At 43.2% G+C, this 13,157-nt stretch carries 14 protein-coding genes; 10 read left to right on the top strand and 4 right to left on the bottom strand.

Features of this window, described 5'->3' with window-relative positions; translation table 11 throughout:
• Positions 1–114: 114 nt before the first annotated feature.
• The 4 genes from AC58QT_RS13425 to AC58QT_RS13410 are packed head-to-tail and all read left to right on the top strand — an operon-like array spanning position 115 to position 4,645.
• Complete coding sequence (locus AC58QT_RS13425) at positions 115–1,308, top strand: O-antigen ligase family protein (RefSeq protein WP_497409404.1); 1,194 nt, start codon at positions 115–117, stop codon at positions 1,306–1,308.
• A complete protein-coding gene (gene murJ, locus AC58QT_RS13420) occupies positions 1,289–2,845 on the top strand; it encodes a murein biosynthesis integral membrane protein MurJ (RefSeq protein ID WP_497409403.1) in 1,557 nt (518 codons plus the stop codon). The genes AC58QT_RS13425 and murJ overlap by 20 nt, the downstream gene beginning before the upstream one ends.
• The gene (locus AC58QT_RS13415; protein WP_497409402.1) at positions 2,842–4,050 is read left to right on the top strand and encodes a polysaccharide pyruvyl transferase family protein; all 1,209 of its coding nucleotides are present in this window, start codon (positions 2,842–2,844) and stop codon (positions 4,048–4,050) included. Before murJ ends, AC58QT_RS13415 begins: the two co-directional genes overlap by 4 nt.
• Before the next feature lie 40 nt (positions 4,051–4,090).
• Positions 4,091–4,645 (top strand): serine O-acetyltransferase, encoded by a 555-nt coding sequence (locus AC58QT_RS13410; protein ID WP_497409401.1) that lies wholly within the window; start codon positions 4,091–4,093, stop codon positions 4,643–4,645.
• Positions 4,646–4,739: 94 nt separating this feature from the next.
• On the opposite strand, the gene AC58QT_RS13405 is transcribed toward AC58QT_RS13410, so the two are convergent.
• On the bottom strand, positions 4,740–5,168 hold the full coding sequence (locus tag AC58QT_RS13405) for a DUF2621 domain-containing protein (protein ID WP_497409400.1): 429 nt from the start codon (positions 5,166–5,168) through the stop codon (positions 4,740–4,742).
• A gap of 123 nt (positions 5,169–5,291) precedes the next feature.
• Here AC58QT_RS13405 and AC58QT_RS13400 point away from each other — a divergent pair, with 123 nt between their 5' ends.
• The 4 genes from AC58QT_RS13400 (at position 5,292) to ppnP (ending at position 9,956) form a co-directional block, all read left to right on the top strand.
• Positions 5,292–6,419, top strand: coding sequence for a deoxyribonuclease IV (locus tag AC58QT_RS13400; RefSeq protein WP_497280843.1), 1,128 nt, complete (start codon positions 5,292–5,294; stop codon positions 6,417–6,419).
• 34 nt (positions 6,420–6,453) lie between these two features.
• Positions 6,454–7,353, top strand: a complete 900-nt coding sequence (gene purU / locus AC58QT_RS13395; RefSeq protein WP_497409399.1) for a formyltetrahydrofolate deformylase — start codon at positions 6,454–6,456, stop codon at positions 7,351–7,353.
• Between the two features lie 185 nt (positions 7,354–7,538).
• Positions 7,539–9,560 carry a transketolase gene (tkt, locus tag AC58QT_RS13390; RefSeq protein WP_497409398.1) on the top strand — a complete coding sequence of 674 codons (2,022 nt, stop codon included), beginning with the start codon at positions 7,539–7,541 and terminating at the stop codon, positions 9,558–9,560.
• A 78-nt stretch (positions 9,561–9,638) separates the two neighbouring features.
• Positions 9,639–9,956 carry a pyrimidine/purine nucleoside phosphorylase gene (gene ppnP / locus AC58QT_RS13385; protein WP_310501303.1) on the top strand — a complete coding sequence of 106 codons (318 nt, stop codon included), beginning with the start codon at positions 9,639–9,641 and terminating at the stop codon, positions 9,954–9,956.
• A 74-nt stretch (positions 9,957–10,030) separates the two neighbouring features.
• On the opposite strand, the gene AC58QT_RS13380 is transcribed toward ppnP, so the two are convergent.
• From AC58QT_RS13380 to AC58QT_RS13370, 3 genes are all read right to left on the bottom strand, one after another.
• The gene (locus tag AC58QT_RS13380) at positions 10,031–10,351 is read right to left on the bottom strand and encodes a hypothetical protein (protein ID WP_497409397.1); all 321 of its coding nucleotides are present in this window, start codon (positions 10,349–10,351) and stop codon (positions 10,031–10,033) included.
• 31 nt (positions 10,352–10,382) lie between these two features.
• A complete protein-coding gene (locus tag AC58QT_RS13375) occupies positions 10,383–11,039 on the bottom strand; it encodes an ImmA/IrrE family metallo-endopeptidase (protein WP_497409396.1) in 657 nt (218 codons plus the stop codon).
• Positions 11,040–11,101: 62 nt separating this feature from the next.
• A complete protein-coding gene (locus AC58QT_RS13370; protein ID WP_497409395.1) occupies positions 11,102–11,506 on the bottom strand; it encodes a helix-turn-helix domain-containing protein in 405 nt (134 codons plus the stop codon).
• Positions 11,507–11,672: 166 nt separating this feature from the next.
• Here AC58QT_RS13370 and AC58QT_RS13365 point away from each other — a divergent pair, with 166 nt between their 5' ends.
• Both AC58QT_RS13365 and AC58QT_RS13360 read left to right on the top strand, forming a co-directional pair.
• Complete coding sequence (locus tag AC58QT_RS13365; protein WP_497409394.1) at positions 11,673–12,098, top strand: ArpU family phage packaging/lysis transcriptional regulator; 426 nt, start codon at positions 11,673–11,675, stop codon at positions 12,096–12,098.
• Positions 12,099–12,331: 233 nt separating this feature from the next.
• A complete protein-coding gene (locus AC58QT_RS13360) occupies positions 12,332–13,156 on the top strand; it encodes a minor capsid protein (RefSeq protein ID WP_497409393.1) in 825 nt (274 codons plus the stop codon).
• Position 13,157: the final 1 nt, after the last annotated feature.

The raw sequence follows: 13,157 nt of genomic DNA, 5'->3' as shown, positions 1-13,157 counted from the left end.
TGTTTTTTCTTATTCATGTTTGCCCAGGATCTAGTAACCATCCATATGAACAGCACGTTAGGCAAGTATTTCTCATACATGGATGAATTATTCATTATAGGAAGCTTGAGCATCATGATCGTTACATCTAATTTTAAAATTAAAAAAAGTACGTTGATTTTATCGCTAATCACGATAGGCGTTTTGTTTTTCGGGCTGTTGTCTAGTGCGATTAATCAAGTGCCTGTAGGTACGACATTCGCAGGTGCATTATTAACGATTAAAGGTTTTTTATTATTTTTTATTTTTAAGAATCTAACGAGTAACGACAATAATAGTCAGCATTTGATACGGTTTTTGAAGGTGCTTGGTAGTATGGCTGCTGTTTTTGCGGTTGTTGATCTCTTGTTTCACGAGCAGTTTCGAGGTTTCCTACACACGAATAGTCTAGTAGATGCGAGATCCAATTTAGTCAGTGTGCAATCCTTTTTTATTCATCCAGGTACCTATGGTTGGTTTATGGTTTTTGTAGGTTTGTACTATTTATCGCATTATCTCATCCAAAAGAAAAAGAAATCACTCATCCTTACGATTGTTTTTTTTGCACTTGCTTTTCTTTCACTGCGATTTAAGGTGTTGCTGGCGATAGCCGTTATCCTAACTTTGGTTGCCATGAAGAAGCGTTTATACACGGCAGCACTTGCGTGTGTAGGCATCCTTATCTTTTTGTTTTTTGGAGACATGATTTACAATCTCACCATGCTAACCATTGATCGATACATATCGGTAGATTATATGGACTCCGCTCGTAAGGCTTTGTATCACACGGGTTTTACAATTGGTCTTCATGAATTTCCGCTAGGTGAGGGATTCGGGAGATTTGGGAGTTGGATGGCTCGAGTGGACTATAGTCCTGTTTATTATGAATATGGTTTACAAAGCGTATACGGTTTGAGCCCTGATGATCCGAAGTGGGCAACCGATACCTACTGGCCATCGATTATTGGCGAGGTTGGTATTCTCGGATCCATTCTATTTCTATCTTTCTTTCTCTATGTCATGAGAGGTATTTATATCAAATTACATGATACGAAAGTTAGCAAGAATGGAAGAGTATTTCTTCTCTTCTCGTTGTTTATCATCATTCAGAGCTTGGTTGAATCATTAGGCGAACAAATATTTAATGGCTCTCCACAGTATATTTTTATATTTGCAGTCATGGGAATGGCGGCTTCTCAAGTTGAAAAAGGAGATCACCTACTAAGTAGTCATACAAGTGTACAACTCTATGCTAAAAGGAAGTATGCCTATGACTCGAGTCCTGTTTAAAACAGGGTTAGTCTTATTTTTAATCACAATCATAAGTAAGCTACTCGGATTTTCAAGAGAAATATTGATAGCCAAAAACTATGGGACTTCTTCACTGGCGGATGCCTATTACATTGCGTTGACGCCAACTATGTTAGCCATTACTTTCTCCTTCACACTTAGCAGCGTATTTCTTCCCCTCTTTGTTACTTTCGCTTCTGATAAAAGAAAATCGAATTTATTTACAAACAATGTGTTATTCCTGTTTTTGGCGATTTTTATTGTGGCTTATACGTTGGTAATCGTTTTTACACACCATTTTATTCATCTACTTGCCCCTGGCTTAACAGACGAAGCGGAAGTCATGGCCGTAACGCTCGTGAGAATCTTATTTCCTCTCGTATTTATTGTCATAGCCATTCAGATCTATACCTTAATGTTAAATACATTCCATGATTATATGGCCTCAGCAGCTAGCATCCTTCCCAATAACCTCATAATTATTACCTATCTTTGGTTATTTGCAGATAAGTACGGTATTGTGGGTGTCGCTGTTACAACACTGGTTGCTTATGTTATACAACTTGTCATACTTTTCATACTGTTGAAGGGTCATCAATATAAAGTTGCTAGATATGTAGAGCCTTGGAGTTCAAACTCTAAGAAATTCTTGCTGTTGCTGTACCCGATCATGATTAGTTCTGGCTTCACGCAGTTTAACTCTGTCGTGGACCGGGTATTGGCTTCAGGCATTTCAGAGGGGGCCATTGCTGCACTGTCCTATGCCTTTAACTTAAGGGGGATCGCGACAGGCATCTGTATTACACCCGTCATTACTCTAACATTTCCCGAACTATCGCGGCTTTCGCATAACGAAGATTATAAGAAAGTGAGCACCCTTACCCAAAATAGTTTATTTGCACTGTTCATCCTGCTTATGCCGTTAACCGTTATTTTTATGTCTTTTAGTCATGTCATTGTCCAAACACTTTTAGAAAGAGGAAGCTTCGATGCACAAGCCACAGCCATGACTTCGACTATTTTCTGGGCTTATTCCATAGGGATTATTGCAATTGGGTTCAGGGAGGTCACATTGAGAGCTTTCTATAGTTTCGGAGATACGAAAACACCGACGTATGTGATGATTACTGGCACATTGGTAAATATTGTTCTTAGTTATATCTTTGTAAAAAGCATGGGGGTTATGGGGATCGGATTATCAGCAAGCATTTCATTTATCCTCACAGCTGTTATGACGGCTATTTTACTCAAAAGGAAACAAGCCTCCATATGGTCGAAAGAGTTTATAAGAAAAGTAATGAAACTAAGTGTCGCCATGTGTGGATGCGGCTTAGTCATCTATTTACTAAAGTTGGTTCCTTTATTCGGAAGCTTAATCGTAGTGAATAGATATTACTCAGTATTTGGTTTAAGTTTATACACGCTGTTAGCCTACTTCACTTTTATTGCTCTATTACTTGTCATGAAAGAAGATGACCTTATCCTCTTCATGAAAAAGCTAATCTTTCGTAGGAAAAAGGAGATGAAGCTAGGATGAATATTTTAATTATTAATGCCCATTCCTCTAAGAATAAAGGAGATGCAGGCATTGTGCTTTCGATGATTGATGCGATAAAAAAACACAATATCGATTGCAGCATTAGAATTCATAGTAGATTCCCTGAGATTGACAATGAATTTTATGAAGAACAAGTTTACTCTTGCGTGGATAATGTTTCGATTGATCCCGATACATCAAAAATAGAAAAGATCGGATCAGTCCTGAGGCTGCTGCCTTATTTAAAGAATCTAAGAAAAATAAAATCACAAGATTATGAATGGGCGGATGTGGTGGTCAGTTGTGGAGGGGGATTCTTACTCTCGCACAGATTTAGTGTTGCGCTTATGCAACATTTGGTTCAGATTAAAACCGCTTTTAACTACGGCAAGCCAGTTGTTATTTATTCGCAATCCATTGGCCCTTTTTATAACACCTATATGCAAAAGTTGGCGAAGGAGATTCTCGATCAGGTTGATCATATCTTTCTAAGAGAAGCTGTTTCCAAACGATGGCTTGAGAAAATCGGGTGTAGGAACGAAAATGTGGTATTAGTGCCTGATTCCGCTTTCTCCATGCAGGAAGTTATTTCTCCAAGGATAGATAGCATGATGGAGGAAATCAAGGAATCACACGATGGTCCCATTATCGGGTTTACAGTTAGGGATTGGAATTTTCCAGAGGTGAAAGATGTGCAAGCTTATAGGGCTAAGTATATTGGAAGTATCCGATATGCGATTCAACATATTCATCAAGTGTACAAGGGAAAGGTATTGTTAATGCCTCAAGTGCTTGGGCCTAATGCCTTTAACGATGATAGAATCATCAGCAGAGAAGTGCTAGAAGGAATGGACACTCGACATGCTGAGTTATTGGCTTTTGATTTTCACCCCAGGGAATTAAAGTATTTATACTCTAAAATGGATATGTTTGTTGGGACTAGAATGCATTCGAATATTTTTGCCCTCTCCAATCATATCCCCACAGTCGCTATCAATTATGAACATAAAACACGAGGCATTATGGAGATGCTTGGCTTAGATGACTATGTTGTGGATATCTCGGATATTGAACCCGATTCCTTCATTCAGATGATCGACAATTGTTGGCTGAATAGGCAGGAACTAAGGGTTAAACTTGCTAAAGAAATTCCTCTTGTTGTGGAAGAAGCAGAGTTGCCAGCCCAAATTCTTAAAGTGCTATAAAAGAACTTAACCAAATGGATAGATAAAGGGGGGAGAGGCCTTGATTACTTATTTAAGAGCTGACATTCTTCGATATGTAAAAGTAGGAAATCACGTTAGTTTATTATCTAAAATGAAAATGCTAATTCTTCATGAGCCCATGTGGTATCTCATCATCTATCGAGCAGGGAGTTATGTGAAAGAGCATGTTAAGATTCCAGTTATTAAACAGTTGTTATATATCTTCTTATTTATCCTTCATAAAGTCTTTTCAATCGTGATGGGCATTCAAATTCCGCTTGGAACCAAAATTGGCAAAGGGGTCTATTTACCTCATTATGGTACGATCGTGGTTCATCAAGATACGATAATTGGTGAGAATTGCAATATTGGACAAGGCGTTACGATTGGGATTGCCGGCAGAGGGGAAAAGAAGGGGGTTCCACAAATCGGAAATAAGGTATATATTGCACCTGGAGCTAAGATTATTGGGAAAATAAGGATAGGTAATAATGTGATGATTGGCGCAAATTCGGTCGTAACGAAAGATGTACCCGATAATGCTGTTGTTGCAGGTGTTCCAGCCAAAATTATTAGTTACAAGGGATGGGAATAGACATTTTTAAATAGCGGTTGTCCGTCGCAAGCTAGCGCACAATAGCTCAAAAACACGCCCTCTTGATGTAAGAGGGCGTGTTTTCTTCATAATTTTAAACCAACAAATGCTTAAACGCACTATAATCAATCTCTTGCTTCTCCAAAAAACTCGTCAAACTCCGATAATCCCGCTTAGGCGTCGCCAGTATGTAGCCCTCGATGCAGTGATCCCTTGTAACTTCCTCCGCGTTAGCCTCTAAAGCGACTTGTCCGATACGCGCGGCAATGGAATGCTTGGCAATATCACGGAAGGCTGTTGGTACAGGTGAAACCAATTGGTCGAGAAATGCTTTGGAATCTGACGTCCAGAGATGCCGTGAGCTGTCCACGTAATGATTTTGCCAATCGAGTTTGGACTTGCCGTCCTCTTTGGGAAGGACCTTAATAAACTTGCGGAACATGAAGAACCCGCCGATGGACATGAAGGCAAGCAACACGCATACCCAGAAAATGATGAAATACATAAAGAAATCATTCGCCATTTATTTGTCACCTCACTAACTTGCTTCAAATAGATAGTAAGAATTATACCTTATTTCTAGATTTCTTGCGACAATACGAGTAAAATAGGAGGGTAGCAGCCACTAATAAAGGAGTTATGAATTATGCCGAAAATTGGATCACACGTTTCGTTCTCAGATAAAGGCTTGTTAAATGCAGCTGAAGAAGCCGTTTCCTACGGATCATCCACGTTTATGATATATACGGGCGCACCGCAAAATACGCGTCGTAAACCGATTGAAGAACAGTATATTGAAGAAGGCAAAGCTGTGATGGACAAGCATGCGATGAATGAAATTGTCGTTCATGCCCCTTACATTATCAACTTGGGTTCTTATAAGGAAGATACGTTCGAGCTTGCTGTACGTTTCCTTCAAGAAGAAATCCGTCGGACGGATTACATTGGCGTTCGCAATATCGTGCTTCATCCTGGTGCTTATACAGATAAGGATGCGGACTATGGGATCGCAAGAATTGCTGATGGCTTGAACGAAGTGCTTGCTGGTGTTAAAGATACGAACGTTAACATTGCGCTGGAAACGATGGCTGGCAAAGGGACCGAAATCGGTCGCAGCTTCGAAGAAATCGCTGAGATTATGGAACGTGTAGAGTTCAACAACAAACTAACCGTTTGTATGGACACTTGCCATATTCATGATGCAGGCTATGATATTGTGAATGATCTGGACGGTGTTCTGCACCATTTCGATCGCACGATTGGGCTAGAGAAATTAGGCGTTATTCACTTGAACGACAGTAAGAATCCACGCGGCGCAAGCAAGGATCGTCACGCACCGCTAGGATCAGGATGGATTGGTTTTGAAGCAATGAACAATATTGCTAACCATGAGAAGCTGCAGCATTTGCCGATGATTCTAGAGACACCTTGGATCGGAAAAGAAGACAAGACACAGCGTCCGATGTACGAAGCGGAAATTGCATTGCTTTCCGGTAACCTAAGTGGCCGTTTTGGCGGCGAGTTCCTGGATCAAGTGGAGCGAATTGACTTTTTGATGAACAAAAAAGATATTCACTACCGCGATTTCGTTATTAAAACATGGGAACTGCTTAAAAATGATGCAAAAGCGAAGAAAGCAGATGGACGCGAGCCATTGGAGCGCTTATATGATATTCTTCATGAGGAACGCCTTTTCGCTGATCTTAGTGAAGAACAAATTAATCAACGATTGATTGTCTGGCTTGCTGGAAATGACATCTTGAAGAAAGCCTAAGCTTACAGAGACAGATATCGCTAGGGGGATACAAATGGAAGCGGGAACCACGAATAGCTCAAATCGCCGGGAGAGCGAATTGATGAATAGAGCAAGAATGCTTATTTCTTGCCCAGATCAGCCAGGTATTGTAGCAGCCGTATCACAATTTCTATTTGAATATGGGGCAAATATTGTGCAATCGGATCAGTACACGATGGATCCAGAAGGCGGCATGTTTTTCATCCGAATTGAGTTCGATTTAACAGAGTTGGCAACTCGTGTGGAGAAGTTAAGAGCTGATTTCTCAGTTGTTGCTGACAAATTCAAGATGGACTGGAGTCTGTCGCTAGCTAACCAGAAGAAACGGATTGCGATCTTCGTCTCGAAGGAAGACCATGCCTTGCTCGAATTGTTATGGCATTGGCGTGCAGGGGATCTGAACGCGGACATCGCGATGGTGATCAGCAACCACAATGATATGCGATCACTAGTAGAGCCTTTCGGAATCCCGTTTCACCATATTCCGGTTACCGCGGCTACGAAAGCAGAGGCTGAACAGCGTCAACTTGAAGTCATCGGCGATGGCGTCGATGCGATTGTACTTGCTCGCTATATGCAGATTGTTTCCCCTTCATTTATCCAAAATTACGCAAATCGCATCATCAATATTCACCACTCCTTCTTACCTGCTTTTGTAGGCGGTAAGCCTTATGCACAAGCGCATAACCGCGGAGTGAAGATTATTGGTGCGACAGCGCATTATGTGACGGACGAGCTAGACGCTGGACCGATTATTGAACAGGACGTTCAACGCGTGAGTCACCGCGATAATGTCGAGGATTTGAAAAGAATCGGCCGTCATATTGAGCGTATCGTGCTTGCTCGCGCGGTAGCGTGGCATGTGGAAGATCGGATTATCGTTCACAATAATAAGACGGTTGTTTTTAACTAAAAGCCAGGTTGTACCCATTTATGGGTACAGCCTATTTAGATATAGGTTAAAACTCTAAGCGTTTTAATGAGTTATTGTGGCATTGCCTTAAAGCAAATGGTACAATAATGCAAGCGACAAATGTCACTTGTATGTACAAGTTAGAGATTGATGAAAATACAGAAACATATGGAGGGAATCTTCGAATGACTGCATCAACGAAAACAATTGAACAATTAGCCGTGGACACGATCCGTACACTCGGTATCGACGCGGTTGAGAAAGCAAAATCCGGCCACCCAGGTATGGTAATGGGAGCTGCTCCAATGGCTTACGTGCTGTGGAAACAGCATATGAAACACAATCCTTCGAATCCTAAATGGGTCAACCGTGACCGTTTCGTTCTATCTGCTGGACACGGTTCCATGCTTCTATACAGCTTGCTTCACTTGTGCGGATATGATCTGCCAATGGAAGAAATCAAGAACTTCCGCCAATGGGGAAGCAAAACGCCTGGTCACCCAGAGTACGGTCACACAGCTGGTGTTGATGCTACAACGGGTCCACTTGGACAAGGTGTGGGTATGGCAGTCGGTATGGCGATGGCTGAAGCACACTTGAGAGAGACGTACAACAAAGAAAACTTCCCAGTTATCGATCACTACACGTACGCAATTTGCGGCGATGGCGATATGATGGAGGGCGTTTCCTCTGAAGCCGTTTCCCTTGCAGCTCATTTGAAATTGGGCAAATTGATTATGATGTACGATTCCAACGATATCTCGCTGGATGGCGAACTGAACATGGCGTTCTCTGAAAACGTGCAAGCACGTTTTGAAGCTTACGGCTGGCAAGTTATTCGCGTTGAAGAGCAGAATGACCTTGCTGCGATCTCCAAAGCGATTGCAGAAGCGAAAGCTGACACAACACGTCCTACGTTGATTGAAGTGAAAACGACAATCGGTTTTGGTTCCCCGAACAAAGGCGGTAAAGGTGGTCACGTTGGACCTCACGGATCCCCACTTGGCGGCGACGAAGTAAAATTAACGAAACAAGCATACGGCTGGCCGGAAGAGCCGGATTTCTATGTTCCGGACGAAGTTCGCGCACACTATGCGGAAATTCAAAAAGAAGGTACTGCAGCTGAAGAAGCTTGGAGCAACCTTTTGAACGAGTACATCAAAGCTTACCCAGAGCTTGGCAACCAATTCAGCGCTGCTGTGAATGGTGAGCTTCCAGCTGGTTGGGATGCTGATCTTCCTACATATACGACAGAAGACAAGCCTATGGCTACGCGTGTTGCTTCTGGTAATGCAATCAATGCCGTTGCAGGCAAATTGCCACAATTGATTGGTGGCTCCGCGGATCTAGCGAGCTCCAATAACACAATGATTAAAGGCGAATCTAACTACAGCGCTAGCAACTATGCTGGACGCAACGTATGGTTCGGTGTTCGTGAGTTCGGTATGGGTACAGCAATGAACGGTATGGCTCTTCACGGTGGGGTAAAAGTGTACGGAGCAACTTTCTTTGTATTCTCCGATTATCTACGCGCATCCATCCGTCTTGCAGCTTTGATGCAATTGCCAGTGATCTACGTGCTAACGCATGATAGTATCGCTGTTGGTGAAGATGGACCGACGCATGAGCCGATTGAACAACTTCCGGCACTTCGCGTAATTCCAGGCATCACAGTTATCCGTCCTGCTGATGGTAACGAGACATCCGAAGCTTGGCGTTATGCGATCTCTGAATCCAAAGGTCCAGTTGCGCTTGTCTTGACTCGTCAAAACTTGCCAATCCTTCCAGGTACGGTTGAAGGAGCAAAAGCGAACCTGCGCAAAGGCGGATACGTGGTATCCGACGCTGCAAACGGTCAACCAGATGCGCAAATCTTGGCAACAGGATCTGAAGTACAACTAGCTGTCGCGGCGCAAAAATTGCTGCAAGCTGAAGGCATCAACGTTCGCGTTGTTAGCTTGCCGAGCTTGGAATTGTTCGAAAAACAATCCAAAGAATACAAAGATTCCGTTATCCTTCCAGACGTGAAGAAACGTCTTGCTGTTGAGATGGCGTACCCACTTGGTTGGGAGCGTTACACAGGCGACGAGGGTTCAATCCTTGGAATCTCCACTTTCGGAGCATCCGCGCCAGGAGATACGGTTCTTAGAGAATACGGCTTCTCACCTGAAAATGTTGCAGCACGCGTGAAAGCATTGTTGGGTTAATTCATTAGCTGGGGCTCAGTTCATCTGGGCCTCGGCTTGCATTTATTCATAGCCATTTTAGAGGGGGAACTTTTAATCATGTCTAGCTTTGAAAATGTAACTGTACTTACGAAAGCCAATGTTTATTTCGATGGCAAAGTAACAAGCCGCACTGTGCAATTCGCAGACGGCACGAAGAAAACACTAGGCATCTTGCTTCCAGGTGAATATGAATTCGGAACAGACACGAAAGAAATCATGGAAATCCAAGCTGGTGAGCTAAACGTATTGCTTCCAGGCAGCACAGAGTGGATTACGATCAATGGCCAAGGTGAATTCACCGTGCCAGCGAACACGAAATTCAAGCTCGAAGTGAAAACAGTGAGCGATTATATCTGTTCGTATATTGCTGAGTAATCAAATAACTCGAAGCTTTTAACCGCAAAAACCATACATCATTTTGGACATTATGTTCAATGGATGTATGGTTTTTATTTTTTGGCTGACCAGCTGTAAAAGGACCGGATCTCCATCTGCAACACCTCTTCAATATCGGTCATGCGAATCCATAATTGTTGGATCTCAGGGGGATCCTGGAGTAAGATCGTATGTCGTTGCTTGATGCGGGAGAGGCTGATGCCGAAAGAAGCAGGACGTGCAGGATTGACAACAAGGTCCTCTAGCAGCACGGTGATTCCAGCTTCTAGTTCGGGGATTTCTTCGATATGCAGTTGTTGAAAAGGAGCACTGATCGGTATGTAAAGGGTGGACTTACTAAAATCAAGTTCGTTAGGCCGAAACCGAAGCGCCATAATGAGTGGTTGTATATGTTCTTCATGAAAGTCATAAAAGACGGCTAGTTTGACGATGGGCCATTCCCCCTTTTTGCTTTAAATGTTCCAGCTTGTTCATGATAGCGCGGGTTGCATCGGACCAGTTGGCTGGATTGTACGTCCTCACTTGACTCTGAGTAAACTGTTGGTATTCATAATCCAGAATCCCTTGCAGAACCCGCCGCTGAATCTGTTCGACCCGCTCGTTGGCAAGTCGATAGGTCACCTGAAATTCTTCTGCCAGAAAGGCGACCATTTCACTTTTTTGCTCAGGCAGTGACAATTTCTTCAACATAGACATGGGAATAGCCGCGTAAAGCTGAAATGAGGAGGCATCCTGCTCCTGCCAATCGACATAGCGATCGGGCATAACCATTTGGTTGCCGGAGTGGCGAAGCACATGACAAAGCTCATGCAGGAAGTCCTCCCACTGTTCTTTGACGGATAAGCGGCGGTCCACATTGATGCTGAATAGTCCATTTTTTTCAATAGCCATACTGTTCATATCCATCGTATAAACCCAAATATGCAGCTTGGCAGCCAAATTCGTCATATTGAGTTGAGTTGGTGATGTAATGCCAAGTTGCGTATATAAAGCTTCTACCCACTGTTCAAGGGAGGTCGGTTGGTAATGAGTGAACAGGTGAATACACCTCGCTTTTCTCAAAAATGGAATGTATGTTCGCTTATTGGGGCTAAAGAAAAGCCCATAAGGGCTTGCTTAATAAATTACTGCTCGCTGTCAGGTGTTCGAGACTGCTGCTGTTCTTTGATGAAGTTCCAGAAACGAAGCATCTCATCGCGGCGCTCTTTAGGGGCATTTTTGAAGTCTTTAAAAAATAAGCTAACATCAGGGTCATCGACTTCGTCAACTCCTGCTCCAGATAGTCCGTCGAGTGACTCCTCTTCCGTTGGAGCAAACCCAGCAAGCAGCAGAAGCTCGTCCTTCTCAGCAATACTCAGCGTATCGGCTAAGGCGATAACCGTTTCCCGTGACGGGCTGAAGCGATTATTTTCTATGGAGTTAATAAACGAATAACTAACACCGGACCGTTCGCCAAGCTCTCTGAGGGAATAATTGTTCATTTTTCTCAGCTGCCGGATTCGATTACCGAATTGCACCATATCTTTCATCGTTTGATCACCTGATTCTATTGTAAATGGTGAGCGGTGCAAAAAACAAGGGGAGATCCCTAAAAAGTTTTGAATATCAAAACTTTTTGTGTTGAAATTTTAAACAAGACAACGTATGATGTGTTTAGAATTACAAAACAAACAAATTTTAGGAGATGATCAAGGGATGCTAGAACGTATTTTGAATATAGAGAAAGAACAAATTGATCGCCGGGCAACGCGAAGAAGGGTAGAAAGTGTGCTTGAAGCCGTGCGTATGTATCGAGTGATGGGGGATTTAAGAATAGGAAATGAAGCTATTTCCGCTAGGAATCAATGGTTCAAAGTGGCGGAGCACACAGCTCCTTACCAGGCGGGATCAGATGAACACATGCGAGGTATATGTGAGGAAGTGGAGCAGGCCATATCTCGGCTAGATGAGCAAGAGCAGGGAATTATCCGGGAACGTTATTTAAAAAGAAAAAAGACGTTCGATTTTCTGTTGTATCATGAGCTTAATTTGAGTGAGCGTACGTATTATCGGATGAAGGCGAGAGCGATTGAGAAGCTAGCGTACATGCTGCGGTTGGAAGTGAAGCTACAACAAGGATGACTGAGAGTTGGCTGTTTATTGGCAGTTCACCTAAAATATGGCATGGTATGATCGTTGTGTAGCCAAGTTGGGGAGGTGAAGTTGCTAAACAGGATGTTGAAAAATCGTTCCTGCTATCCAATCATTGGTGAGACGAGGGGCTCGTAAAGGAGTGAAATACGTTTTGAAAAGAAAAAAATGTTTTGAAATTCAAAACAAAACGAAATGAAGCGGAAAGGAGGTGAGAGATTTGAATGATTAACTTGGCTGATCAACTAGTTCAATATCTCCACGCTAATGATGAGGGAACGGTAGGAGTTGACCTTTTCATTGACAGCTTGCCGACAACGCCAGACGAAGTGATTTGGTTCACTCATTTGGGTGGCAGTGCTGAATTCAAACTGGATGTCCCAGAAAGTTGGCGGAAGTTAAGTTTACAAACTAGAAGCGTAACCTCGGCTGGTGCAAATGAGCGAATATGGCGCGTGATTACCAAGTTGCTTGCACCCGATGACGGCGTCATCGAGGTCGATAATAAGTTGTACACGGTACAAATTACGTCATTGCCGGCTCTACAGGACAAGGATGCGAACGGCAGATACGTGATGAAATCAGCCTTGATTCTACGGCAAGTGCAACCAGTTGCAGAGTCGTGGTTGGGGGCCATCTCCCAATTTACGGAGGCGCTGCTCGGACCGCAATGGCACGTATATCGAGGATTCAATGGCACATGCCGACCCGCTGTGTCGTGGCAGTGTACAAGCTGGCAGAGTGCAACAGCATCTCAAAGTACTGCACAGCTTACCAAACAATATGTTGGGCAGATTGCGGCAAGGTCGGCAAGCGAGTATCAGTTGGCTGCTCAAGTTCTATTAGTAGGGCTGGCCGAACAGGTTAAATTGCCGGTAACTGGTACGGAAGGCAGATGGTTAACTGTAGTGAATTCGACGATTGCGATGCGGTCAGGAGATTTATCTACAGGTGTACTGACGCTTACCCTAAAAGGAGCAATTGCCGCTCCGCAAAGCACGCTTCCGCTGATGGCAGCCGTGCACACAGAAACACAAATTAATAGCTGAG

The organism is Paenibacillus sp. J31R109, from assembly GCF_059692055.1.
Note: the sequence above shows the minus strand (reverse complement) of the source record. Positions and strands in the feature narration are given on the sequence as shown.